This is a genomic window from Spongiibacter sp. (assembly GCF_984394615.1).
On the sequence record NZ_CFHTQA010000011.1, the window covers coordinates 1 to 24,814 of the forward strand.

General features: G+C 58.2%; 21 protein-coding genes. 10 read left to right on the forward strand and 11 right to left on the reverse strand.

What is annotated here, in order from left to right:
• Nucleotides 1-272, reverse strand: a 272-nt coding sequence (locus tag AC5DB9_RS06180; RefSeq protein WP_491732032.1) for an HAD family hydrolase, incomplete at its 3' end; no start/stop codon positions are given.
• A 93-nt stretch (nt 273-365) separates the two neighbouring features.
• Between AC5DB9_RS06180 and rimO the strand changes: the two genes are divergently transcribed.
• Entirely contained in the window at nt 366-1,721 is a 1,356-nt protein-coding gene (rimO, locus tag AC5DB9_RS06185) for a 30S ribosomal protein S12 methylthiotransferase RimO (RefSeq protein WP_272990567.1), read from the forward strand.
• Between the two features lie 9 nt (nt 1,722-1,730).
• The gene (locus AC5DB9_RS06190) at nt 1,731-2,441 is read left to right on the forward strand and encodes a 16S rRNA (uracil(1498)-N(3))-methyltransferase (protein ID WP_272990564.1); all 711 of its coding nucleotides are present in this window, start codon (nt 1,731-1,733) and stop codon (nt 2,439-2,441) included.
• A gap of 11 nt (nt 2,442-2,452) precedes the next feature.
• Here AC5DB9_RS06190 and AC5DB9_RS06195 read toward each other — a convergent pair whose 3' ends face one another.
• The 4 genes from AC5DB9_RS06195 to AC5DB9_RS06210 all read right to left on the reverse strand — a co-directional run bounded on the left by AC5DB9_RS06195 (nt 2,453) and on the right by AC5DB9_RS06210 (nt 8,180).
• Nucleotides 2,453-3,277 (reverse strand): SDR family NAD(P)-dependent oxidoreductase, encoded by an 825-nt coding sequence (locus AC5DB9_RS06195; RefSeq protein WP_272990562.1) that lies wholly within the window; start codon nt 3,275-3,277, stop codon nt 2,453-2,455.
• 195 nt (nt 3,278-3,472) lie between these two features.
• A complete protein-coding gene (locus AC5DB9_RS06200) occupies nt 3,473-4,084 on the reverse strand; it encodes a LysE family translocator (protein WP_272990559.1) in 612 nt (203 codons plus the stop codon).
• Between the two features lie 107 nt (nt 4,085-4,191).
• A complete protein-coding gene (locus AC5DB9_RS06205) occupies nt 4,192-6,645 on the reverse strand; it encodes a TonB-dependent receptor (protein WP_272990557.1) in 2,454 nt (817 codons plus the stop codon).
• 626 nt (nt 6,646-7,271) lie between these two features.
• A complete protein-coding gene (locus AC5DB9_RS06210; RefSeq protein ID WP_272990551.1) occupies nt 7,272-8,180 on the reverse strand; it encodes a sterol desaturase family protein in 909 nt (302 codons plus the stop codon).
• Between the two features lie 125 nt (nt 8,181-8,305).
• On the opposite strand from AC5DB9_RS06210, the gene AC5DB9_RS06215 reads away from it, so the two are divergent.
• Nucleotides 8,306-9,322 (forward strand): AraC family transcriptional regulator, encoded by a 1,017-nt coding sequence (locus AC5DB9_RS06215; protein ID WP_022957589.1) that lies wholly within the window; start codon nt 8,306-8,308, stop codon nt 9,320-9,322.
• On the opposite strand, the gene AC5DB9_RS06220 is transcribed toward AC5DB9_RS06215, so the two are convergent.
• The gene (locus AC5DB9_RS06220; protein WP_272990547.1) at nt 9,317-9,943 is read right to left on the reverse strand and encodes a trimeric intracellular cation channel family protein; all 627 of its coding nucleotides are present in this window, start codon (nt 9,941-9,943) and stop codon (nt 9,317-9,319) included. The genes AC5DB9_RS06215 and AC5DB9_RS06220 overlap by 6 nt on opposite strands.
• Nucleotides 9,944-10,134: 191 nt before the next feature.
• Here AC5DB9_RS06220 and acnA point away from each other — a divergent pair, with 191 nt between their 5' ends.
• The 4 genes from acnA (at nt 10,135) to AC5DB9_RS06240 (ending at nt 15,046) form a co-directional block, all read left to right on the forward strand.
• Complete coding sequence (acnA, locus tag AC5DB9_RS06225; RefSeq protein ID WP_272990544.1) at nt 10,135-12,783, forward strand: aconitate hydratase AcnA; 2,649 nt, start codon at nt 10,135-10,137, stop codon at nt 12,781-12,783.
• A gap of 94 nt (nt 12,784-12,877) precedes the next feature.
• The gene (locus AC5DB9_RS06230; protein WP_272990539.1) at nt 12,878-13,219 is read left to right on the forward strand and encodes a hypothetical protein; all 342 of its coding nucleotides are present in this window, start codon (nt 12,878-12,880) and stop codon (nt 13,217-13,219) included.
• A gap of 36 nt (nt 13,220-13,255) precedes the next feature.
• Nucleotides 13,256-14,845 (forward strand): carbon-nitrogen hydrolase family protein, encoded by a 1,590-nt coding sequence (locus tag AC5DB9_RS06235; protein ID WP_272990537.1) that lies wholly within the window; start codon nt 13,256-13,258, stop codon nt 14,843-14,845.
• A 21-nt stretch (nt 14,846-14,866) separates the two neighbouring features.
• Nucleotides 14,867-15,046, forward strand: a complete 180-nt coding sequence (locus AC5DB9_RS06240) for a hypothetical protein (RefSeq protein WP_022957594.1) — start codon at nt 14,867-14,869, stop codon at nt 15,044-15,046.
• On the opposite strand, the gene AC5DB9_RS06245 is transcribed toward AC5DB9_RS06240, so the two are convergent.
• On the reverse strand, nt 15,027-15,254 hold the full coding sequence (locus AC5DB9_RS06245) for a DUF2061 domain-containing protein (RefSeq protein ID WP_028968073.1): 228 nt from the start codon (nt 15,252-15,254) through the stop codon (nt 15,027-15,029). The two genes, AC5DB9_RS06240 and AC5DB9_RS06245, sit on opposite strands and share 20 nt — an antisense overlap.
• Before the next feature lie 198 nt (nt 15,255-15,452).
• Between AC5DB9_RS06245 and AC5DB9_RS06250 the strand changes: the two genes are divergently transcribed.
• Together AC5DB9_RS06250 and AC5DB9_RS06255 are read left to right on the forward strand one after the other, a co-directional pair.
• The gene (locus tag AC5DB9_RS06250) at nt 15,453-16,763 is read left to right on the forward strand and encodes an ammonium transporter (protein WP_272990531.1); all 1,311 of its coding nucleotides are present in this window, start codon (nt 15,453-15,455) and stop codon (nt 16,761-16,763) included.
• Nucleotides 16,760-17,380 carry a hypothetical protein gene (locus AC5DB9_RS06255; RefSeq protein ID WP_272990528.1) on the forward strand — a complete coding sequence of 207 codons (621 nt, stop codon included), beginning with the start codon at nt 16,760-16,762 and terminating at the stop codon, nt 17,378-17,380. Before AC5DB9_RS06250 ends, AC5DB9_RS06255 begins: the two co-directional genes overlap by 4 nt.
• Nucleotides 17,381-17,383: 3 nt before the next feature.
• Here the strand turns inward: AC5DB9_RS06255 and AC5DB9_RS06260 are convergent, their stop codons facing one another.
• A complete protein-coding gene (locus AC5DB9_RS06260; protein ID WP_272990525.1) occupies nt 17,384-18,568 on the reverse strand; it encodes an enoyl-CoA hydratase/isomerase family protein in 1,185 nt (394 codons plus the stop codon).
• 187 nt (nt 18,569-18,755) lie between these two features.
• On the opposite strand from AC5DB9_RS06260, the gene AC5DB9_RS06265 reads away from it, so the two are divergent.
• Nucleotides 18,756-20,561 carry an acyl-CoA dehydrogenase C-terminal domain-containing protein gene (locus AC5DB9_RS06265; RefSeq protein ID WP_272990522.1) on the forward strand — a complete coding sequence of 602 codons (1,806 nt, stop codon included), beginning with the start codon at nt 18,756-18,758 and terminating at the stop codon, nt 20,559-20,561.
• Between the two features lie 76 nt (nt 20,562-20,637).
• Here AC5DB9_RS06265 and AC5DB9_RS06270 read toward each other — a convergent pair whose 3' ends face one another.
• From AC5DB9_RS06270 to AC5DB9_RS06280, 3 genes are all read right to left on the reverse strand, one after another.
• Nucleotides 20,638-20,931 carry a hypothetical protein gene (locus AC5DB9_RS06270; protein ID WP_272990520.1) on the reverse strand — a complete coding sequence of 98 codons (294 nt, stop codon included), beginning with the start codon at nt 20,929-20,931 and terminating at the stop codon, nt 20,638-20,640.
• Nucleotides 20,932-21,214: 283 nt separating this feature from the next.
• Nucleotides 21,215-23,341: an acetyl-CoA hydrolase/transferase C-terminal domain-containing protein gene (locus AC5DB9_RS06275; protein WP_272990517.1), complete on the reverse strand. Its 2,127-nt coding sequence runs from the start codon at nt 23,339-23,341 to the stop codon at nt 21,215-21,217.
• A gap of 117 nt (nt 23,342-23,458) precedes the next feature.
• Nucleotides 23,459-24,739 (reverse strand): NAD(P)/FAD-dependent oxidoreductase, encoded by a 1,281-nt coding sequence (locus AC5DB9_RS06280; protein WP_022957602.1) that lies wholly within the window; start codon nt 24,737-24,739, stop codon nt 23,459-23,461.
• Nucleotides 24,740-24,814: the final 75 nt, after the last annotated feature.

Sequence of the window (24,814 nt, forward strand, 5' to 3'; positions counted from 1 at the left end):
CGCTCATAGGCGGTCATCAGCAGTTTTCGCCGCCCCGCCGTAAGCGCCTGCCCCATGCTTTCACAGCAGTAATCCAGTGCCTGCTCAGTGCAGCGGCTGAAATCCACGTAGTTCTGCATCAGCCCCCGACGAAAGCTGTACTCCAACTGTTTTTCCCGCCAGCGCGCCGCAAACAGCGGCGCCAAGTCGCCCATCAGCTCATACAGAGGCTGCGCAATCGCTCCGGTATCGATCAGCGTGCCGTAAACATCAAAGCCCAAGACCTTGTTCATCTGCCGCCTCCTGTGCCGCCACCTGTGCCGCCACCTAGCGAAGTCTGGCAGCAATTCGGGTAAAATGCGCGCCGTTAACGCATCGAGGTAATCATGACCACGTCAGACAAGGCCCCGCAAGCCCCTTCGCCCAAAGTTGGATTTGTCAGCCTGGGCTGCCCCAAAGCCCTGGTGGACTCCGAGCGCATCCTCACGCAACTGCGTATGGAGGGCTACGAGGTGGTGCCCAGCTACGACGACGCCGATGTGGTGGTGGTCAACACCTGCGGCTTTATCGACAGCGCCAAGCAGGAATCGCTGGACGCCATCGGCGAGGCGATCAGCGAAAACGGCAAGGTCATCGTGACCGGCTGCATGGGCAAGGGCAACGATGCCGAGGTGATCAGATCGGCTTTCCCCGAGGTATTGGGCGTCAGCGGACCAGCGGCCTATGACGAGGTAGTCAGCTCGGTCCACGAGTGGGCACCCCCGGTAGGCAAGCACGATCCCTTTGTAGACCTGGTGCCGCCGCAGGGCATCAAACTCACCCCGCGCCACTACGGTTACCTGAAAATTTCTGAAGGCTGCAACCACCGCTGCAGTTTCTGCATCATTCCCGCCATGCGTGGCGATCTGGTCAGCCGCCCGATCAGCGATGTGGTGGACGAAGCCAAGCGCATGGTGGCGGCCAGTACCCGCGAGCTGCTGATTATCTCGCAAGACACCAGCGCCTACGGGGTCGACACCAAATACAAGCTGGACTTTGTTGACGGTCGCGCACTGGAAACCCGCATGCAGGATCTGGCGGTCGCACTGGGCGAACTCGGCGTTTGGGTGCGCCTGCACTACGTGTATCCCTATCCCCATGTCGACAAGGTCATTCCGCTGATGGCCGAGGGCAAAATTCTGCCCTACCTCGACATTCCGTTTCAGCACGCCAGCCCGCGTATCCTCAAATTGATGAAGCGCCCCGGCAATCAGGAAAAAACCCTGGAGCGAATCAAGGCCTGGCGGGAAATCTGTCCCGATCTGGTTATTCGCTCCACCTTTATCGTCGGCTTCCCCGGTGAAACCGAGGAAGACTTTCAAATGCTGCTGGACTGGCTGGAAGAAGCCCAGCTCGACCGCGTCGGCTGCTTCCAGTATTCGCCGGTGGAAGGCGCTACCGCCAATGAGCTGCCCGATCCCGTGCCCGAGGACATCAAGCAGCAGCGCTGGGAACGCTTTATGGAAGTGCAGCAGCGCATCTCGGCGGAAAAACTCCAGCAACGCATTGGTCAGCAACTGGAAGTGTTGATCGACAGCGTCGACGAAGAAGGCGCCATTGGCCGTTGCTACGCCGACGCGCCGGAAATCGACGGCAAGGTGTATCTGGACGGCATTACCGACCTGCAACCCGGCGATGCGCTGGTTGCCACCATTGTTGATGCCGACGACTACGACCTCTGGGCCGTGCCCGTCGAGGAATAGACGCGCGCTGTGAATCTGATTCTGCTCCGCCCCGACGACTATCTCGACCCGCAGCGGGTACGCCTGAGCGATGCCCGCGCCGAGCAGATTCGTCAGGTGCATCGTGCCCAAGCCGGCGATTCGGTGCGCGTCGGCGACCTCGGCGGCCTGATGGGCAGCGCAATCATCGAACAGCTCGACGAGCATGCCGTTACCCTGCGTGTAGCGCTCGACCACCAGCCACCGGCCAAATTGCCCGTCACGCTGGTGCTCGCCCTGCCCCGCCCCAAAATGGCCCGGCGCATTTGCCGTACGATTGCCGAACTCGGCGTACGCGAACTGATTCTGATCAACAGCTACCGGGTGGAAAAAAGCTACTGGTCCAGCCCGTTGCTGAGCGAGGACCGCATTCAGGACTATTTCATCGAAGGCTTGCAGCAATCGATGGATACCGCATTGCCGACGTTGCGCATTGAAAAATACTTCAAACCCTTTGTGGAAGACCGCCTGCCGGCACTGGCCAGCAACAAGCGCGCACTGGTCGCCCACCCGCGCAGCGACGTGCCCTGCCCTCGCGATATCCGCGACGACAGCCTGCTCGCCATCGGTCCCGAAGGCGGCTTCATTCCCTACGAACTGGAAAAACTCGAAAAAGCTGGCTTACAAGCCGTCACCCTCGGCGAGCGGATTCTGAAAGTGGAAACCGCCGTGCCGGTGTTGTTGAGCCGATTGTTTTCCTGAGCCAAGCAGACTTAGTCCAATGCCTGCGGTGGGACACTGCCTTCCATAAAGTTATCGATCGCATGTTGTGCGATGGCAGCAACGGCGTGCTCTCTCGGCAATGCCTTCAACAACTCCTGGTTCTCACGATTGTGACTGCCAGTGCTGTAACTAGGCACTTTGCCCAGCATTTCCATCGCCTCAGCGACAACTTCATCTGGTGTCTGATAGACCGCATGCTGGCCCTCACCACGTTCCACAGCACCTGCCACTCCTGGGGACAGTGTCATCCCGGCAACACAGGTCAGCACATCAACATTGTAGGGCTTAAATTCCCACCACAGAGATTCACCCAGCACAATGTTGTAGGCCTTAGTTGCTGCATAGTGCGAATAATAGGGAGAGCCCTGTAGACCCGAGCCGGAGGACATCAGCACAATACCGCCATGTCCGCGTTGTAACATCGGTTTGGCGAAGTGGTAAAGCAGAGCCAATGGGGAGACGATGTTTACACGTATTTTGCCCAGTTCGTAATCCAGCCCCAGATCCACCTTGTAAAAAGGACCGACATCTGCCAGCGCGGCGTTGTACACCAGTATGCCGACTTCCCGCTGAGCCACGGCAGCAATCACCTCATCTAGCAACGAGTCAGATGCTAGGTCCGCCACAATAGGCAGGCACTCCACACCGTACTGCTCACTCAAGCGTTGGCAACAATCATTTAGCATTCTGGCATCGCGATCAATAATCATCAGCTTCACACCCTGACTCGCAATAAATTCCGCGTAGGCGGCACCGATGCCTACGGCACCTCCAGCAAGCAGAGCGTAGGGACCGTATTTTTCTTTGAATGTCATAAGCATCCCTCAGTCATTGTTATGCTTGTCTTCCCGAGATATGAGTGTTTCCGGGCAAGCGGTGTTAAAACAGCCATGATAGCCAGCAGGAAATGCAGATAGCCATGCCCCAAGCTCATCCAAACGCCTTAACTATGCGGCGGTATGGCATTCCATCCCAGTAGAAGAAAATCCCCCGCATCAACGCAGCCTGTTTCAGGTTTTCACCAGCAAGCCGCCGCCTGCCACCATCAGTCCCACCCCGACAACAGCTCGCCCAGTTGATGACAATGAAGGCGACAATCGCGAGTGCAAGCGTGGCGCCAGCGCCGCATAGGCCAGTTTGACGACGCCAACACTCAATACGGTAATCGACAGAACCAGCCCTATATCGGTAGCAACCAGCGTCTGCATGTCCATAAACAACGGCAGCAGGCTGGCGTAAAATACGATGGCCTTGATATCTGCCAGGGTTAACAGTAATCCTGCGAGGACACTGCCCGGCAGTGATGCCGAGCGGCCAACACGGCTGTTAATGGGACGATGGCGACCGCGCCAGAGCTGCCAACCCAAAAAAATCAGATACAGGGCTGCCGCCACTTTGATGACCGCAAAAACCGCCCCCAGCTGCTGAGCAAGGGCGGCCATGCCCAGCACCGCCATCAGCACAAACAGGCAGTCGGCCAGCACAATCCCTAACGCGGCTGCGGCACCCTGCCGAAAGCCGCCGCGCAAGCTGCACACCGTCACCAGCAGCACACTGCTGCTGGGCAGCGCCGCCAGCGCCAGCATGGCGAGGCTCAACGCCACAATACTGGCCAGACTCATGGCTAAACTCCTGTTAGCGCGAGGTGAATATCGGCAAGCTTACCTCAGATATTCACCTAATCCCCAGCACAGGGGAATAGCAACGCGATCCCACGGCCACGCCTTGATCAGGAATCCCAGCGATAAATCAGATCCGCACCGTAGCTGCGCGGCTCTCCAAACATGACTGAGCGCCCGGCCTGCGGCAGGTTGTGTACATTGCTGATGCTGTACTCCTCGTCCAGCAGGTTCTTACTCCATAACGCCAGATCAAGCACCCCGCCCATCAGGGGAATGTCGTACCAACCCAGTCGCGCATTCAACACTGCAAAGTCATCCATGCGGTCGGCGTCAAAGGTCGCAAATTCCCGCACACCGCCGCCATTGCGCTCGTCAGTGAAGGCGTAAGTGGCATTCGCGACCACCTCTCCCCATTGCAGACTACGCCACAGCGTCCACTCGGCCGCAGCGGTATAGGCGTGACGCGGTGCAGAATCAAACACAAAGCCGTCATCAAGCTCCCCCGACAAGGGGTTGCGGCTGGGCTCAATGCTGGCTGACAGGTAGGCGTAATTCAGGATCAGCAACAGTTGCTCAGACGCCAACCAGGTGGCATCCATCTCGAAGCCTTTCAGGGTCGATTCCCCGGCATTGGCCACAGTGGTGTCACTGGTGGTATTGGGCACGCTGAAGTTGAGTTGCTGGTCGACAAAGTCCTGCTGGAAGACGTCGGCATTGATTTGCAGGCGGTTGTCGAAGAAGCGCGACTTGATACCCAGCTCGTAGGCCGTCACTTTCTCTTCGTCAAAGCCATTGGCAAAGCGCTGCGCGCCCTCGGCAGTTACCTGTTCGCGGGTATTAAAGCCGCCGCTTTTGTACGCCTCACTGACCTTGAAATACAGATTAATGTCATCGGCGGCCCCGTACTCAGCGATAAAGCTGAAGGAGTCGTCCTTAAAGTCTTTGTCGCCGGAGACATCGTAGAAGTCATCGGACAGCTGTGTGCCAATATCGCCATCGTCGCGATCGGTATTATCCAGGTCGCCCGGCACAACAAGGAAGGTAATCTGCCTGCGCAGCGCATCAGCCTTGCGGTTGTCCTCCGAGTGTCGCGCCCCCAGAGTCAGGCTCAGCCGCTCGTCCAGAATCGGTGGGCGCCAGGTCAACTGTGCAAACACTGCCGCCGCCGTATTTTCAATATCGAAACGAGCCTGTGTCAGCACTTCGATGCGATTGCCGGTGGAGTTCTGCTCGGCCATGCTGCCCAGCGGTGCGGATAACAAATGGCCGATCTGACCGCGCCCCTGCTGCGCCCGCTCTTCAAAGTAGTACAGACCGGTAATGTAGCTCAGCTGGCCGCCAAACAGGTCGCCCGACAATTGCAGCTCATGGGAGAACTGCTCCTGATCCACCACCGGATGAACTTCACCGTATTGCACACTACGACCGATACAGGGACTGCAGACAGCCGAATCACCGGCGACTGCCGCCACAGGAAAACTGAATACTGGACTATTATCCAGCCGATAACCGTCAGTGCTTGCGCCGGTGGCAAGAATCGTCGGGGTTTTATCGTATAGCTCGCGCTCGGCATAGAGATATTTCAGGGTTGTCGTGTCATCAAGCTGCCAGGACAGGCTCAACTGGTGACCGGAGATACGGTTCTTCGCCTCTTCAAAGGGGGTCGCCGAAAAAATACGGTCGGGACGGTTGCCCGAGGTATTGAAATCGAAGAACTGCCTCGCCCCGGCATTGATAAGGTTGGTAAAGAGAATTCCCTGATCCAGCCCCGGATTCGGGATCGGATCCGACGGACGGGCGTGTGAATACACCAGATTCGTATTCGTCACCTCGGCCCGGTCATAGGCGTAGTCCAGGCGGACCGTATCCGAAATATCCCAACCGATATCCAGTCGATACCCTTCGGTATCGGTGTCGCCAAAATCACCACCCTGCCCGGTATTCTCGATATACCCATCGACGCGCTTATTGAGATACGCCAGCTTGGCAGCCAAGCCCTCGACCACGGGGACATTGATCATTGTCTTACTACTGAACAGATCGCGATCACCGACCGTAAAGGCCTGCTTCAACTGCACCCTATCAACATCCGGCTGCCGCGTAATGAGATTGACCGCCCCCGCCGTCGAGTTGCGTCCGTACAGGGTGCCCTGTGGCCCCCGCAAAACTTCAATACGCGTTAAATCCGCCAGCTCTGTCGTCAGCGCAGCAGAGCGCGCGATATAGGCGCCGTCGACATACACCCCCACCGGAGGGTCCTGCGTAATCTGCGCGTCAATCAGGCCAATGCCGCGAATATAAATACGCAGCGTCGTGGTATTAATGGGGAACGGCTGAATGGTCATCGCCGGCACATTGTTGGCGAGATCGCCCACGTTGCCGATGCCCTCGCGCTCCAATGCCTGTTCACCGAACGCATCCAGGGCGATCGGCGTATCCTGAAGGCTCTCCGTTTTCTTCTGCGCCGTTACCAGAACCTCCTCCAGTTGGCGAGGCTCCGCATGTGCAGCGTAGTTTGTGCCGGCGGCGCCCAGCCACAGCCCGATCAGTAGTCGTTTCATAATCTCCGTCCGCAGTTTTATTGTTATTCATGAACGCCGATTAAGGCACTCGTCTTAACGATAGACTAAAACTCGAAGCCGAAACACATCATTTCAGACCAGGCTAATAAACAAAATCGGCCACAAGTGAATTAACGGTGGGCACGTTAATATTGTGACGCCCCACTCAAAGGGCCAGCGCAGGTACCGGGCGACACCGAGTATTGCGCGGACCGAATTGCATGCCGCCCCCGTTCCTCACGCGGTTAACGCTTTGAGACCGGGGGAGCCATCGCCATGGACAAGCCGCTGAGATGATGCCTTTGCATATCGACAACAAAGCACAAAGTCACTTTTCGCGGCATTTTTGGGATACGGTTGATGGTGAAAAAAATGAATTCCGCGCTCTGTTAACCCGCCGCTTTCTCTATTTAGAGAAGCACCTTGAACAGCCCTATCCAATATCGCTGATGCGCGGTTTTTAAGCCTAAATAGCCAAGAAAACCGCGCTTCACGCTATTCGGCATACGCGGTATGAGGTTTTTTTCCTACGAAGAATAACGCGGAAGTTCGGCTTTAGATCTAGATAAATTAGGTGTGGATCTGAGGGTTATCAGACACCCCAGAAATCCACCAAATAGCGCCGCTCACTCCCCCCGCTGTTGCTCCCACTTAGGCGGTAACAACAACACTTTCAGCCCTTCCCAAGGATTTTTGGCCGCAAAGGCATCTCGCCACATGGCCAGAAACTCGTGAAAGTTCAAGGTAATGATATTGCGGGAGTGGATTTGATCGACAATGCCGTAATCCACCGGGTTGTCGTCCTGTTCTTCGGTGTAGGTGCCGAACAGGCGGTCGAAAATGATCAGCACGCCGCCGTAGTTGCGGTCGATGTATTCGGGGTTGCGACCGTGATGCACGCGGTGCGCACTGGGGGTGTTAAACCAGAATTCCACCCAGGGGTGCAGCTTGCCCACGGCTTCGGTGTGCACAAAATACTGGTAGCAGAGATTAAAGGCATAAAGACTGAACACTACCGCCGGGTGCACGCCCAGTAATACCATCGGCATAAAGAACAGCCACCAGCCGGTAAGCGAATACAGCAAGCTCTGCCGCATGGCGGTGGTCATATTCATGGTTTCGCTGGAGTGATGCACCACATGAGCACTCCAGAACCAGCGCATACGGTGGCTGGCGTGATGAAACCAGTAGTAACAGAACTCCATGGCGATGAATAAGGGCACGATCGTCCAGCCGTTGACCGGAATATCGAAGAAGCGGAACTGGTAAATCGCGGTAATGAGTGCGCCGGTCACCAGCAGGTGGATCAGGGTTTCCAGTATCTGGTAGCTGCCGCCCAAGCCGAGGTTGACCAGAATCTCCGGCCACTCAAACTGCTTCCACATACGGTGCGACGGTCCACGGCGCTTGCGCAGCCAAAGCTCGGCGGCGAAGGCCAGCAGAAACATTGGCGTGGCGGCAAACAGAATGACCTGCTTCCAGTCGATGTGCGGGCCGAGTATGCCCTGCAAGGTGTTGTTCAATTCACTGATCACGTTCACTCTCCCGCCGTCATCGTTATTGTTTTGCGCACCGCGTTCGACGCGACGCGGCTTTAAACAGCCAGGCAATTATGCTGTAGTAAGCGCCAACGCGATTTGACATTTTCGGACATCACGCCATGCCCTCCCCCCTGCGCGACGCCGTCGTTCCCAATACCTACGTGCACCTGCTCTACGAGCACTTGCAGGCGCAGGGGCGCGATGCTGAAGCCTTGCTGGGCGAGGCCCCGCCACCGTCGCAGGGCCGTTTCCCGGTATTGCGATGGCGGCAGCAGTTGCGCCGGGCGGCCAGCGCGTTGAATGATCCCCTCCTGGGCTTACACCTCGGTCAACGCATTACGCCAAGGCATTTTGGTGTATTGGGTCACGTGCTGCTGAGTTGCGGGAATCTGGCAGGCGCACTGGCGCGGTTAGAGCGCTACCAGCGCCTGATTTACGATGTGAATCCGATGCGGGTCGAGCTGCGCGACGCAAAAGTGATATTGAGCTGGGGCGCCGAGCGCGGTCGCCCCGGCTCGTTGGTTGATGAAACCGCCATCGCGGCGCTGATGCAGTTTTGCCGGGACATTACCGGCTTGCCCGACGCCTGCGCTGACAGCATTGCCTTTATCAATCCCGCGCCCGCCGCACTTGGGCCCTATGAGCAGTGGTTCGGCTGCCCGGTGCAGTTCCGGTGTGATCGCACTGAGGTCATTTTTCATCAGCAACTTTTGGAGGCGCCGCTTCGACAAGCTGACGCCGCGCTGTCCGCCGATCTCGACAAACAGGCAGCCTCTCTGCTCGGTCAATTGGAGCGGGGGGAAGAAGCACCGCTGTCCGCACATATTCGCCAGATGATTGCCGCCCGGCTGCGCTATCAAACCGCCTCTGCCGAACATTGCGCCACCGCACTGCATACCTCGCCGCGACATTTACACCGGCGACTGGCCATTGAGGGCAGTCGCTTTCGCGAGTTGTTGGCGCAGACCCGTCAGCAGTTGGCCGAACATTATCTGCACGACCCCCGCCTGCAACTGGAAGAAATTGCCGCCCTGCTAGGTTACGCCGAGCACAGCGCGTTCAGCCGGGCGTTCAAACACTGGACGGGAGAGTCTCCCCGCCAGTTCCGCGAACGTCTGGAGAACGCGCCGTCATGACTTCATCGGTCGGCCCAGCAGCCAACGGGGCAATGCCAGACCGAAGAAGATGCCCAACAGGCGCAGGCCGATAATGACCGCCATCCCGGCCAGCATGGATAGGGTTTCCGGCTGCCCCAAATGAAGCAGCAGTGTGAACAGCAGTCCCCCGCTGATCGCGGCGGTGGCGTAGATTTCCCGGTGGAATATCAGCGGAATATCGTTGCACAGCACATCGCGCATAATGCCGCCCGCGACGCCGGTCATCAGTCCCATCAACACCGCAATCTCCGGGTCCATCCCCAGCCCCAGTGCTTTCTGTACCCCTGCCAGTGTGAAGAATGCCAGCCCAATGCCATCGAACACATCGAGCAGCTTCAACGGCAGTCGCACAAAACGCTGAACGATAAACGTGCTTATCGCCGCCATCATCCCCAGCCACAGGTAGCGACTATCGGCAATCCAGATGGGATCGACACCCAGAATGACATCCCTCAGCGTACCGCCGCCCAGACAGGTGATCAGTGCAATCACCAGCACCCCGAAGATATCCAGTCGCTTCTGGCAGGCCGTCAGCGTGCCCGAGGCAGCAAAGACCGCTATACCGAAGAAGTCGAGAAAGGCCGACAGGGATGCAATCATGGCACCGCCTCCATCACGCGAAATGAGGGCCATCACGGCCCGGCTGTTGTAGGGCCGCTAGTGTACTGCGGCAGACGAAAGATAGCAGCGGCGCCGTTGCGTCCCGGCTTTTTTTAACGGCTTGCCCTGCCAATAAAACCCTGCTGTGCTAGGGTAATTCTATTGCTACGCAATATCGCTGAGGAGTCGTTATGAAGTCTACAGAATCGCTATTGTCTGAACTGCAGTGCGAAGGCAAACACTATCGCTATTACGACCTCACCAAGCTCAATGATCCGCGCGTGGATCAGCTGCCCAAGTCACTGAAGATTCTGCTTGAGAACCAGCTCCGCCACTTTGACGGCGAGAACGTGGGACAGGAAATTATCGATGCCCTGCTCAACTGGGTTGATACGGGCACAGGCGGTGACGACATCAATTTCTCCCCCGCGCGGGTGTTAATGCAGGACTTTACCGGCGTACCCGCCATTGTCGATCTGGCCGCCATGCGCGATGCCGTCGCCAAGCGCGGCGGTGATGTCTCGGTGATCAATCCGCAGATTCCCGTCGACCTGGTCATCGACCACTCGGTGACCGTTGACCAGTTCGGCTCTCCTCAGGCTTTTCAGGAAAACGTCGCCAAGGAAATGGAGCGCAATGTCGAGCGCTACCGCTTTCTCAAGTGGGGACAATCGGCCTTCGACAACTTCAATGTGGTGCCGCCGGGCACCGGCATCTGCCATCAGGTCAATCTGGAGTACCTGGCGCAGGTGGTCTTTCAAGGTGAAGACGCGCAAGGGCCGCTGGCCTACCCCGACACGGTACTGGGCACCGACAGCCATACGCCGATGGTGAATGGCCTCGGCGTGCTGGGCTGGGGCGTGGGCGGTATTGAGGCGGAGGCCGCACTGCTGGGCCAACCCTATTCCATGATGCTGCCCGACGTCGTCGGTTTTGAAATGCAGGGCGCCCTCAACGAGGGTGTGACCGCAACCGACTTGGTACTGACTGTGGTGGAAATCCTGCGACGCGAGGGAGTGGTCGGCAAGTTCGTCGAATTCTTCGGCGATGGCCTCGCCGAGCTGAGCGTGGCCGACCGCGCCACCATTGCCAATATGGCGCCGGAATACGGCGCCACCTGCGGTTATTTCCCCGTGGATGAAGCCACGCTTGCCTACCTGAAACTCAGTGGTCGCAGCACCGATACCGTGGCGCTCACCGAAGCCTACTGCAAGGCGCAGGGCCTGTGGCGGCATCCCGGCGACGCGCCGCGTTTCTCTCAGACCATTCAGCTCGACCTCGGCAGCGTGGAACCCAGCCTTGCCGGGCCCAGCCGCCCGCAGGACCGGGTAGTACTGGGCCAGCTCGGCAAAACGATGGCCGACTACCTTGCCGAGAAAGGCAAAGACCGCGAAGAATTTTCTGCCATTCCCGATATGGGGGAAAAGCTGCACCACGGCGACGTAGTGATCGCGGCAATTACCAGTTGTACCAACACCTCCAACCCCGACGTAATGATCGCCGCCGGGCTGGTGGCCCGCCGCGCCCGCGAACGTGGCCTGCGGGTCAAGCCCTGGGTGAAGACCTCGCTGGCACCAGGCTCAAAGGTCGTCAGCCAGTATCTGGCGGACAGCGGTCTGCAGGAGGACCTGGATTCGCTGGGCTTTGATATTGTCGGCTACGGCTGTACCACCTGCATCGGCAACTCCGGGCCGCTGCCGGAGCCCATTTCCAAGGCCATTGACGACAAGGACATGCTGGTATCAGCGCTGCTGTCGGGCAACCGCAACTTTGACGGCCGCATCCACCCCCAAGTCAAGGCCAGTTGGCTGGCATCTCCCCCGCTGGTCGTGGCCTTTGCATTGGCGGGCACGACGCTGATTGACCTGCAGAATGACCCTATCGGCAAAGACAAGCAGGGCAACAAGGTGTATCTGAAAGACCTGTGGCCCAGCAGCGACGACATTCAGGAAATTCGCAAAATCGTCAGTGGCAGCATGTACCGCGAGGCCTACAGCGATGTCTTCACCGGCACCGAGGAATGGCGTGAACTCGAAGTGGAGAAAAGCGACACCTACCAATGGCAGGACGACTCCACCTATATTCGCCTGCCGACCTTCTTTGAGAACCTAAAGGCGCCGGAAGACACGCTGAACAGCGTGCACAATGCCCGCGTGATCGGCCTGTTCGGTGACAGCATTACCACCGACCATATTTCTCCGGCGGGTAAAATTGCCGACGACAGTCCTGCCAGCCATTACCTGCAGAGTCTTGGTGTGGCGCCGACCGACTTCAATTCCTACGGTTCCCGTCGTGGTAACCATGAAGTGATGCTGCGTGGCACCTTCGCCAATGTGCGACTGAATAACCGCATGGTAGGAAAGGAAGGGGGCTACACCCTCGGCCCCAATGGCACCGATATTCTCAGCATTTACGACGCCGCGATGAAATACCAGCAGCAGAACACGCCACTGGTAGTACTTGCCGGCAAACAGTACGGCACCGGCTCCAGCCGTGACTGGGCAGCCAAGGGCACGCTATTACTCGGTATTCGCGCGGTAATCGCCGAAAGCTTTGAGCGCATTCACCGCTCTAACCTGATCGGCATGGGTGTGTTGCCCATCGAGTTGGACCCCGAAGTCCGTATGACAATGCTGGAGCTGGACGGCAGCGAGGAAGTCGATATTGTTCCCTGCGATGACATACTGACGCCGAAACAGACCTTGCGCATTATCTTGTCCCGCCACGATGGCAGCCGCCACGAGGTACTGGGACGAAGCCGTATCGATACCCGACAGGAAGCCGAGTACTACCGTCACGGAGGCATCCTGCAATATGTACTGGCTCAGCTGCAGAAATAGCCCGATTATAAAATAGCCCTAAAGCGCAGTCGGCGGATTGACCGCTGCGCCGCCGCTGGCATACTCAGGGGAACAGGAGAGGGAGCACCCCACGATGAAAGTCCATTTAGAACTGGAAATCGAACCGGAAGAACTGCGCCGTCTGGTTGGCTTACCCGACATGCAGCCGATCTGGGATTCGGTACAGAAACGCGTTGCCGAAGGCGACAGCGAGATGATTCAGCAGGTGGCCAAAACCGCGTTTACGGAGGGTATGAAAACCCTCGACATGACCACCCGCTTGCTGAAAACCCTCAGTGGTCTGGCGAGCCGCCGCGACAGCGAGGCCAAAACCAAGGCCAGCACAACAAGCGCGGCCAAAAGCAGTACGCGCAAAACAGCAACGAGTAAAAGCCGCGCCCGCAGCAGCAGTAACCGCAGCAAAAGCAGTGAGTAAGCGCCGGGCCAGAACGCAATCAGCGAGACCATTATTATGAGCAACAAAACGCAACGGGGCGGCGCCAAGCTGACCGCCTCGGGCAAGCGGCTGCGCGTGCGCACCGCGGAACGCAGCGATATTCCCGGTATTGTCGCGCTGTCAAAGCGTGTGTACCAGGGCACCGGCATCGATCCCTACTCCACGGCAGAACTGCGCGGTCAACTCAACCACTTTCCCGAAGGTAAATTTGTTGTCACGCTCGACGAAGACATCGTCGGCTACTGCGCCACCTTTCGGGTGAGCGGCGCCGTTTGCCTCAAGCCCCACACCTGGGAGTCGATCACCGCCAACGGCTATGGCACTCGCCACGACCCCAATGGCGACTGGCTCTATGGAATGGAAGTCTGCGTCGATAAAAGTGTTCGCGGCTACCGTATCGGTCAGCGCCTGTATAACGCACGTAAAAAGCTCTGCGAGTCTCTGCACCTGAAAGGCATTGTGTTCGTCGGTCGCATGCCCGGCCTCAGCAAGCGCCTGCGCCGTTTTGGCACAGCCGAACATTACCTCGAGGCGGTACTCAACAAGCAAGTGCGCGATCCGGTACTGTCCTTCCAGATTGGCAACGGCTTTGAGGCCATCGGGGTGGTTGAGCACTACCTCGATACCGACCGGGACTCACTGGGCTACGGTGCCCATATGGTGTGGCACAACCCCAAGATCGATCGCGATGCCAAACCCGGCCACGACAAGCACTATGGCGGTCGCCAGCCCGACACTATTCGCGTGGGCACGGTGCAATATATGCAGCGTCGCGTGCAGTCCTTCTCCGAATTCATGTCGCTGGTGGAATACTTTGTCGATGTGGTTGCCGACTACAAGGGCGACTTTGTGGTGTTTCCAGAGCTGATTACCCTGCAGCTGCTGTCGATTGAAGATCAGGAGCTGAACCCGCAGGAATCCATTGAAGCACTGACCAAGTACACACCCCGCTACCGCGAGGCCATGCAGGATCTGGCGGTGCGCTACAACATCAATATCATCGGCGGCTCGCACCCTACGCGGGTTGCCAATGGCCGGGTGGAAAACATCTCCTACGTGTTTCATCGCGATGGCCGTATTGATGAGCAGCCCAAAATTCACCCGACGCCCAACGAGGTGTACTGGTGGAATATTGAAGGCGGCAGCAGCCTGAATGCCATCGACACCGACTGCGGGCCGATTGGCGTGCTGGTTTGCTACGACGCCGAATTCCCGGAGCTGTCGCGGCATCTGGTGAATCAGGGCGCACAGATTCTGTTCGTACCGTTCTGTACCGACGAGCGTCAGGGCTATATGCGCGTGCGCTATTGCTGTCAGGCAAGAGCCGTAGAGAACCAGATCTACGTGGTCATGTCAGGCAACGTCGGCAACCTGCCCAATGTCGCCAACATGGACATTCAATATGCCCAAAGCTGTATTCTGACGCCCTGCGATTTCTCCTTTGCCCGTGACGGCATTGCAGCCGATACCACGCCCAATGTCGAAACGGTCGCGATTGCCGACCTGCGGCCGGAGAGCCTGCACATCGCCCGCAACAGCGGCACGGTACAAAACCTGCGGGACCGTCGCCACGACTTGTATCAAATGAAATGGCGGGGCCAATAGGCCCCGCGGGAAGAAGGTTTTATGTCTACGCTACTCAGCATTCTGGCGCTGCTGTTCCTGGCACTGTTTGTACTCATCCCGCTGATTGAGCGATTTGCGCCCCGTGCCAGCCCGGAACAGCAGCAGCGTATCAGTCGCTGGATTCTGCCGCTGGTCGCGATCGGACTGGTCGCCGCACTGATTAAGCACCTAATGTCGTGAAACGCATCTCGGCCGCATTATCCTGGACCTGAGCCTGTTTGGCCCGCGCACGCTCCCAGAAACGCTCGTGGAAGTAGAAGGCCACCGTGTTGACAGCAGGCTCCACCAGCGCCATCAAGCCGCCAATGACAAAACTGCCCGTCAACAGGTACGCCACCGTGAACGCAACGGAAAAGTGCATAATGGCAAAGCTGATGGTCTTCTTCATGGCCGGGGCCCTCAATCAATAATGATTCTCACTTGCAATCTATCTTAACAGCTCCCCCTCTCCCCGCAATAAGATTGTTTGTATGCTTTTAATTGGTTTCAGCGATCAATCAGGCCCTGTCTCGCTATTTTTTAGTGGCACAACAGTTGCTTCGCCCCAGACAGATACCGGACGCCCTCTGCGAATAAGGACTCTGTCATGCGTTTTCCTCTCCTCCCCCTGCTCGCCTTGCTGAGCCTGATAAGCCCCGCCGCCCTGGCCGATGACGCTCTGCCGCAGGACGCGGGCAATATGGTCTGGCTGGTGTGTGCCAGCGCGCTGGTGTTCTTGATGCAGGCGGGGTTTGCGCTGCTTGAATCGGGCATGTCTCGCAGCAAAAATGCCCTAAATGTGGTCATGAAAAACTACATGGATGTCTGTTTTGGTACGGTCGTGTTCTGGCTCATCGGCTACGGCCTGATGTTTGGCAGCAATCCCACCGGATGGCTGGGCACCGACCTGTTTGCCCCCTCGGAAATGGACCCCATGGGTTACGGGGTGCTGCTGTTCCAAACAATGTTTGCCGCCACCGCCGTCACGATCGCCAGCGGCGCCATGGCAGAGCGTACCTGCTTCGATGGCTATCTGCTGGGCGCGCTGGTGGTCACGGCATTGATCTACCCGATCTTTGGCAGTTGGGTCTGGAACAGCGGTGGCTGGCTGGCGGAACGCGGGTTTATCGATTTTGCGGGTTCAACAGTGGTGCACTCCGTCGGCGCCTGGGTGGCGTTGGCAGGGATCATCGTGATTGGCCCCCGGCTGGGCCGCTTCGGCCGCGATGGCCGCCCCCGCGAAATTCGCGGACACAACCTCACCCTGGTCGCACTGGGCGGCTTTATTCTCTGGTTCGGCTGGTTTGGCTTCAATGGTGGCTCAACACTGGAAGCCTCAACCGATATCGGCCTGATCAACCTGAATACCCAGCTGGCTGCAGCGGCTGGTGCCACGGGCAGTATGTTGCTGGCGAGTCTGCTGCGCCGCCCCATTCTGCTAACCGAGACCGTCAACGGCAGCCTTGCCGGGTTGGTCGCCATCACGGCGGGTTGCGCGTCGATGACACCCACATTTGCCCTGCTAACCGGCTTGATTGGCGGCATTATCTGCACACTGGGCGGCCAGCTGCTGCTGCGACTGCAGTTGGATGACGTTGTCGGCGCGGTCAGCGTTCACGGCTTTGCCGGTGCCTGGGGCACCCTCGCGGCAGGTCTGTTCCTGAAAGACAATATGTTCGACGGCCAACAGGTGATGACGCAACTTGTCGGCATTGGCGCCTGTTTTATCTGGAGCTTCGGCACGGCGCTGATGATGTATTTCGCCATCGACAAATTGCTGGGATTACGCGCTAACTCGCAGCATGAGCAACGCGGCCTGGATTTAAGCGAGCACGCAGAAATTGGCTACCCCGAATTCCCTTCGGGTCAACATGCCTACACCGCTGATCGCGCCGCTGACCTGGAGTGGAAACCATGAGTCAGGCGGCCATTCCCCTGCACCGACAGGCGATCGAAGACGGCCTGCGCGAGTTTCTCGACGACGCCTCGCTGCAGCAGGCCATGGACCACTGGCAACGTCAGTATGCAGACCAGCCGAGTACGGCTCTGCAGCGTTTCGTCAGCGACATTTACAGTGCATACGACATTTCCGCCAGCCGCGCGACGGTGCTGAGAAGCCTGCTGAAAGCCATCAATCTGAATGGAGATGCACTGCCCGGTGCCCCCAAATCGCGACGAACCGGCGCGCCCCTCAATCAGCGCTCAGAAGCGTTTTCACTGCTTATTGACGCGATCATGGTGCAACTGGAGGCCGAGGAACAGCGACGTCTGTTGCTGGAGTATTTCGCGGCACTGCGCAAAAAACACCTGCCGCCGGGCCTGCTGATTACGCTGCAAAGCTGGCTGGCCAAGCGCGATGCCAGCGCGGCACCCAATGCCGACAATGCGCAGCTGCGCTTTTTGCTGAATCAGTTATACATACTGCTCTGTGATCACCTGGGCCCGGTCAAAGCCGACCGATGTCTGGCTCGAGCCGTTAACAATGTGAATCAGCAGTATCCGTCGATGGAGGAGTTGGTCAGTCAGTTTCTATAGCGTTCAGCGGCCGAGGTCCGCCAATGGGTGGCGGTCCCAGGGCGGAACAAACAGCGCATTGGTCTCCTCGTCCGGCACCTCGTCGACACAGCGGTAGCACCAATTGGGGCATTCATCGCGGTCCTTGAAGCGCGCCCGCACGCCTTCAGCAAATTCCGGGTCGCGAAGACGATTTGCCGCCAGTACCATTTCCAAGCGGAAAACATCGGCGAGTCCAAGGCCACGACTGTCGGCAAACTGCCTGACAATCAACTTCAAGGCGCTGGCCGCGCCGCGATTAGCGCCATCCAACGCCAATGCCAGCCAGTCATTGCGACGGGCATCGCGTTCAAGCGCCGCCTGTAAGGCCCTCACACAACGACGCTCGCAGTGCTTATCTATCCATGGTCGATGCGCCTTCAACGGCGCGTCTTGCAAGCTGACCCCCTGCTCCACTTCCCAGTCAGTGAGGCAATCGGTGAGCAGTTCGCTGTTTGCTTCCGGATCCTCTTCCCAGGACAGCTCAAGCAGGCTGTTGAGCAAGCTCTCCTTGCTCTGGGAATCCCAGCAGTAATCCGCCAAGCCGGAATACAAGGCATCAGCCGGACCCAGTTCAACGCCTGTCAGAGCGGCAAACAGGCCGGTGTGCCCCGGCATCTGCCCGAGATACCAACTGGCGCCCGCGGTAGGGATGAGTCCAATACTGGCTTCGGAGACCGACAACTGACTGCGTTCAGTGACAATGCGGTGACTGGCACCGGCCATCAGCCCCAATCCGGCGCCGCGCACCCGACCGTCGGCCCAGCAGATCACCGGCTTGGGAAAGGTGTGGATGAGATAGGCTGCCATGTACTCGCAACGCAGCAGAGCCTCAGCCTCAATGGCCGCACCGCCGGGATTTGCCAGAGCCGATTCCAGCATCCGCAATACATCGGCGCCGCCGCAAAACCCGCGGTCACCGGCGCCGTCGATAAACACCGCCACCGCCTCAGCATCGTCGCGCAACACTATCAGTGTGTGCAGCAGACGCTCAGCCATTTCCGGGCCAATGGCATTCAGTTTCGCCGGGGCGTTGAGGGTCAGCCTGGCAAGATACCCGCCAGCAGGTAGCGCAAGGCGCTGCAAACAAAGGGAGTAATCAACCTGCATACGCTGGTCCACCACTGAAAACGATGCTGCCAGTATCGCCACTGCGACGGCCAGACTCAAGCAGTCACAGTCCGATCCCCGCTCACCGCGCCAATCGGCAGCTGCGGCAACTGCCGGCCCAGATTGACCCAACTGTCATTTTTTATTTCGTCGCACGGCCAATTTGTCACCGCAGTGCATTCGTTATGCTCCGCTTCCAATGTGGATATCCGCATCCCACTACTGACTTTCACTGCACGAGGCCGCCATGACGACTTACAAAGCCCCGGTACGCGATATCAATTTCGTTATCAATGAACTGCTGGACTACCAGAAGCACTACACTCAGGTTCCCGGCGGCGAAGAAGCCACACCGGATATGGTTGACGCCATCATCGGCGAAGCGGCCAAGTTTGCCGAGGAAGTCTTAGCCCCGCTGAACCAGCCCGGAGATGAGCATGGCTGCAAATGGGAAGACGGCAACGTCACCACCCCGCCCGGCTTTAAAGAAGCTTACGATTTGTGGGTTGAAGGCGGATGGCAGGGCCTGTCTCACCCTGCCGAGTACGGCGGCCAGGGTCTGCCAATGTCTATGGGCCTGATTAAATCGGAGCTGGTGGGCACGGCAAACTGGAGCTGGGGCATGTACCCCGGTCTCAGCCTCGGTGCGATGAACACACTGCTGGTACACGGTGATGAGCAGCAGAAAAATCTGTATCTGAGCAAACTCTGCGAGGCCACCTGGACCGGCACCATGTGTTTGACCGAGCCCCACTGCGGCTCTGACCTCGGGCAGATGAAATCGCGCGCCGAACCCCAGCAAGATGGCAGCTACAAACTGAACGGCACGAAAATTTTCATCTCTGCCGGCGAACACGATATGGCCGAAAACATCGTGCATATCGTCTTGGCTCGCACACCCGGCGCCCCCGAAGGCACCAAAGGTATTTCGCTGTTTATCGTGCCCAAGTTCCTCTCCGATAACGAGGGCAACGTGACTGAGCGCAACGGCGTCAACTGCGGCAACATCGAGAAAAAGATGGGCATTCACGGCAATGCCACCTGTGTGATCAACTTCGATGACGCCACCGGTTACATGCTCGGCAAGGAAAACGAAGGCCTGGCCGCCATGTTCACGTTTATGAATACCGCACGCATCGGTACGGCCATTCAGGGGCTGGCGGCGTCCGAGCTGGCTTACCAGAACGCCTGGCCCTACGCCATGGAGCGCTACTCCATGCGCGCGCTGTCTGGCTCGAAAAACCCCGACAAAGCCGGTGACGCGATCATTCACCACGGCGATGTTCGCCGTATGCTGCTGACCGCAAGGGCTTTCGCCGAAGGCGGCCGCGCAATGATTTACGATGCCGCGAAATATGCGGACCTGATGGTCAGCGCCCCAACCGAAGAAGAGCGCGATGCCTATGAGAACGAACTCGGCTTCCTCACGCCCATTCTGAAAGCCTTCCTGACAGAAACCGGCCTTGAATCAGCCAGCAACGCCATGCAGGTCTTCGGCGGCCACGGCTTCATCAAAGAGCACGGCATGGAGCAGATTTACCGCGACGCCAGGATTGCGACGATGTATGAAGGCACCACCGGCATCCAGGCCATGGACCTGATCGGTCGCAAGGTCGTGCTGGACGGTTTCAAACTCTATGCCGGCTTCAGTAAGAAACTCTACAAGTTTGGTTTCAGCTCACTGCTCAAAGGCAAGCGTCGCCGCTACAGCGCCAAGCTGATCGGCTATACGCTGAACCTGAACTGGAAGACCGTTAAGATGCTCGCCCGCGCCTCGCGCAATCGCGACGCGGTATCAGCGGCTTCTTACGACTTCCTGATGTACAGCGGCTACCTGTCGATGGCGTATTACTGGGCAATGATGGCCGAAGTCGCAGCAGAAAAGCTGGACAGCGCCGACAGTGGTGACCGTGAGTTCTACCAGGCCAAGCTGGAAACAGCGGAGTTTTACTTCAGCCGCCTGTTGCCTCGCGCCAAAGCTCACGCCGCTGCGATGGACAGCAGCACTGAAAGCGTAATGGGCATGGCACCGGAGCGCTTTACCCTGCGTTGATCTCTGACAGCCAGGCACAAAAAAAGGCGTCTGGAGTTTCTCCACGACGCCTTTTTTATTGCTCCGGCTGAGTGTCTTAATAACTCAGCTGCGACACTTCAACCTTCCACTTCCCTTCCTTGTCACAGGGGTTTGCCACTTCTTCGGTCTGCCCTGGCTCCACATCAAAGGCCTGCACGCTCAGCGGCCGTATCGCATCTTCCCGGGTATAACTGAAAACACCGCTGACCCTGGCTGCGCAGTGGTTGACCACCAGAAAGCGGGTCGAGACCTTATCGCGCATGTAGTAAGCACAGCTCGAACGATTGGATGCGGAATCCAGTGTTTCAACCTTCCAGTCCAGACAGTCTTCCGGCTGCGCTGCAAACACCGCAGTGCTCCCAAGCACGCCGAAAACAAGACCTGCAGCAATCACCATGGCCTTCATATATCACCCGTTCAGTGCGTCAACACTCATGCTATTTGCGAGTTTGCAATGCGGCTCTCAAACCCAACATACCGTGTTTGCACCTTAGCGGAAGCGATATCACCCGACAGCAGGTATTTTCCCCCATGCGTACTGCCTAAGGCCCGTACATGCTCAAAAAAATACAATTAAAACAGCTTGTTAGCGACGCGGGCAGTTAGGCAGTTTTGTGACGAAGTCATCAGACTCAAGACGGCAGGCCGCAAATCAGTCGACGCAGTATCTTCTCGTGCAGATTTTCAGGCGAGTCCAGCGCCAAGCGCTGCAGTATCTCCTGCTGCTGCCCCGACGCAGATGAACCACGCCACAGCAGCTGCACTTTTTCACGCCACGTCATGCGGGACAGCCTTATCAGCAACGCTCCCGCCTCCAACTCGAGATCGCTAAAGTCGCAACCTAATGGGAAACGGGGGCACAGTCCGGAGCGCTCCCCTTCAGCAATGCGATGCTGAATTCTTTCAGGGGTATTCTGTCGCCGGGCTTCGGGCAGACTGAAATCCGCAGGCAGCTTACCCCGCTGCTGGGCTTCCCGGATTAGCGCTGGCTGAAAGCGGCTGTCGGCGATGCCGATCAATGCCGCCGCCACCTCGGCATCGCGCTTTGAGCGCAAATCAGCGATGCCGTATTCCGTAATCACCATGTCCCGCAAATGCCGGGGAACCGTGCAACTGCCATACTGACTGAGAATATTGGAAACGGCTTCACCGCTCTGCTGCCGACTGGCGCGGATCATCAACATCGAGCGCCCGGTTTGCAACTGATGCGCCATCGCCACAAAGTTATATTGCCCACCCACACCTGAAATGACCTGCCCGCTTTCCAGCGTATCGGAGGCCACCGCGCCATTCAGGCTGACATTCAGGCCGGTATTGATGAAGCGGGCATCTCGGCGTTGCAGTCGATAGAGCCTGGGATTCAGGTCAAGTTGATTAATCTTGTTCACGCCGCACATGGCCAATTGCCGACGGCGCTCTTCCGGCATTTCCCGTAGACGCTGGTAGAAGTCATCGGAGCCGAGGAAGAAACCGCCGTGCAGCACTTTGCCGTGACGCAGAGCCTCACCCAGACAATGCGCCGCGAGAAACGCCTGACTATCCGGGTTAGCCAAGTTGGCGGGACAGCACTCGCCGCTCGCCGCCTGAATCTGTCCCTCGTGATAGTGACAGTCGTCCCGGAACAGGCCGTGGTATTGCAAGACAGCGAAGTCTTTGCCCCGCAGCTCGCGTACACCTTCATCAGCCAGCGCGGCAAACAGCCCGGCATCCAACTTGTCGGGATCGCAACGACCACTGTTTACCAACGCTTGCAGCGCCCAGAAATCGTATACACGACGGCGCAAAATACCCGCTTCGTAGAGGTGCAGAAAGCCTTCCACGAACATTTCAGTGGCACCATACAAGCCTTGCTCAAAGGGACTCAGGCCGCCGATCGACGCGGCCTCGGCTATGTCCAGCGGCCAGTTTGCGAGCATCTGGCGGTATTCACTGTTTCGCTGATCCCGCATCAGCAGCGACTGCACAATCGCGTCGCCCATGCTGCCAATGCCCAACTGCAGGGTGCCACCATCCTTCACCAGACTGCTGGCCAGCAGGCCAATGCTGTAATCGGCAGCCGGTATCGGCTGCAATCGCGGCATGGCAAACAGGCCGTGCTGGCGAGAGTCGGTGTCGAGCAGGTAATCCAGCTCGCCAATATCCAGCTCGGCATCATCAAACATGAAAGGAAGATCCGGGTGCACCACCCCGATCGTGATGAAGTCGCGCCCCTCATCGCGCAACCTTGCCAGCAGTTCGGCAGACATATCCGGGTTACAGCTTGCACTCAGGCGACCATCCGGGTGCCGAGCCAGTAACTGCATCACCACATTTGCGCCACGCGCCGCCACATCCCTTGCGGCGTGGGTGTAGTTGCTGCTGATGTAATCCTGCTGTGCTGCGGCATTGCCCGTGCGCGACCCCGCTTTGAAATAAAACTCGCTGACCGACACATTGTTCGGCAAGCGCTGCTGCCTGACTGCCGAGGCGTAAAGCGGCTCGCTGTAATGCGCAAATACACGGTCGAAAACCGGGCTCAGCAGACGCCCGCGAACCGGGTCAGATTCAACGGGCCGCTCAAGTGTCAGGGCGGTTAGTATCTGCAGTGTCAGCGTCGGATCATCGCAGGCCTCCCGGTAGAAGGCGTCAACGAGACCTACCGGCTTACCCAGCCCCAGTGGCAGCGCCAGGCGCAGATCATCGCCCAAGCGTTGACGCACCCGCGTCACACATTCTGCTTCGCTATCCAAGTGCTCGGCCACTTTCGCATTATTCCGCACAGCCAACTCCTGCAGGCAAAAGAAAGGGTAAGGAACGGTGACACCGACAGCGGTCCTGAGCAAGCCTGCCAGACCGCCCCCGCATCACAACAAATGGGCCGGTGATCCGGTCACCGCTCAGTGCAGCTTCAGGCGCGGCCGCCACAGACGATTAAAACGCCCGGCAAGCAACAACATGCCGGTACGCAGCCAGCCATACAGCGCGACCTGATGCATACGGTACAAACTGATATACATCATGCGTGCCAGCCAGCCCTCGACAAATACCGAGCCGCTGCGCAGATTCCCCATCAGACTCCCCACCGCCGTGTAGTTGGAAAGCGAAACCAGGGAGCCGTGATCGCGGTAACGGAAATCCAGCAAGGGCTTGCCATCGATCAGGCGGCACAGATTCTTGGCCGTATGCTTGGCCATCTGCTGCGCCGACTGCGCTCGCGGAGGAATAAATTTATTCTCGCCCATTTCGCAGGCGCAGCAGTCACCGATCACAAAGACCGAAGGGTCGTCACTGAGCAAGGTGGGCGCCACGTTAATCTGGTTGATGCGATTGTGACTGAGACCAAGGTCAGCCAGCATTTCCGGCGCTTTAATGCCGGCCGCCCATACCAGAATATCGGCGTCGATACGCTGTTCATCAGCGGTGACAAAGCCCTTGTCATCGGCACTTTTCACCCGGGTGTCCAGGTGCACCGTCACGCCCATTTTTTCCAGCTCTTTCTTCACCGTGGCGGCCAGCTCCGGTTTCAGGGCTGGCAGCAGGCTGGGGCCCGCCTCAATCACGTCGACTTTCAGCCGACTTCTGTCGAGCTGTTCGTGACCGTAGAGTTTCAACAGGGCAACGGCGTGGTGAATTTCCGCCGCCAACTCCACCCCCGTCGCACCGCCGCCGACGATGGCAATCGACATCTGCTCAGCCAGATGATTGGCCCGAAGGCACAGGGCAAGAAAACGCTCATGAAAGCGGTCAGCCTGCTGGCGGCTATCCAGGAACATACAGTGATCACGAACACCGGGAGTGTTGAAATCATTGCCGCGACTGCCGATGGCAATAACCACATAGTCATAGTCGAGCCGCCGCTCAGGCAGAACTTCCTCACCGTCGGCGTCTACGTGGGGAGCCAGAATGACCTGCTGCTTCTCGCGATCCAGGCCCTGCATTCGGCCCAGCTCAAAATGGTAGTGATTACGGCGCGCGTGGGCGCGGTAATCCACTGCGTCAAGATCAGCGTCGATGGCACCCGTTGCGACCTCGTGAAACCGCGGCTTCCAGATGTGGCTGGCACAGCTGTCCACCAGGGTAATTTCGGCCTTTTTGCGGCGACCCAGTCGCTTGCCCAGCGCACTGGCCAGTGGCAAACCACCGGCGCCCCCACCAACAATCACGATTCGTTGAGTCATGGTTTCGCTCCTATTTTTGAAAAAATTCGCGGACACCACACACTCGGAAGCGAGGAGAAAGAGACAAGTGGCGGT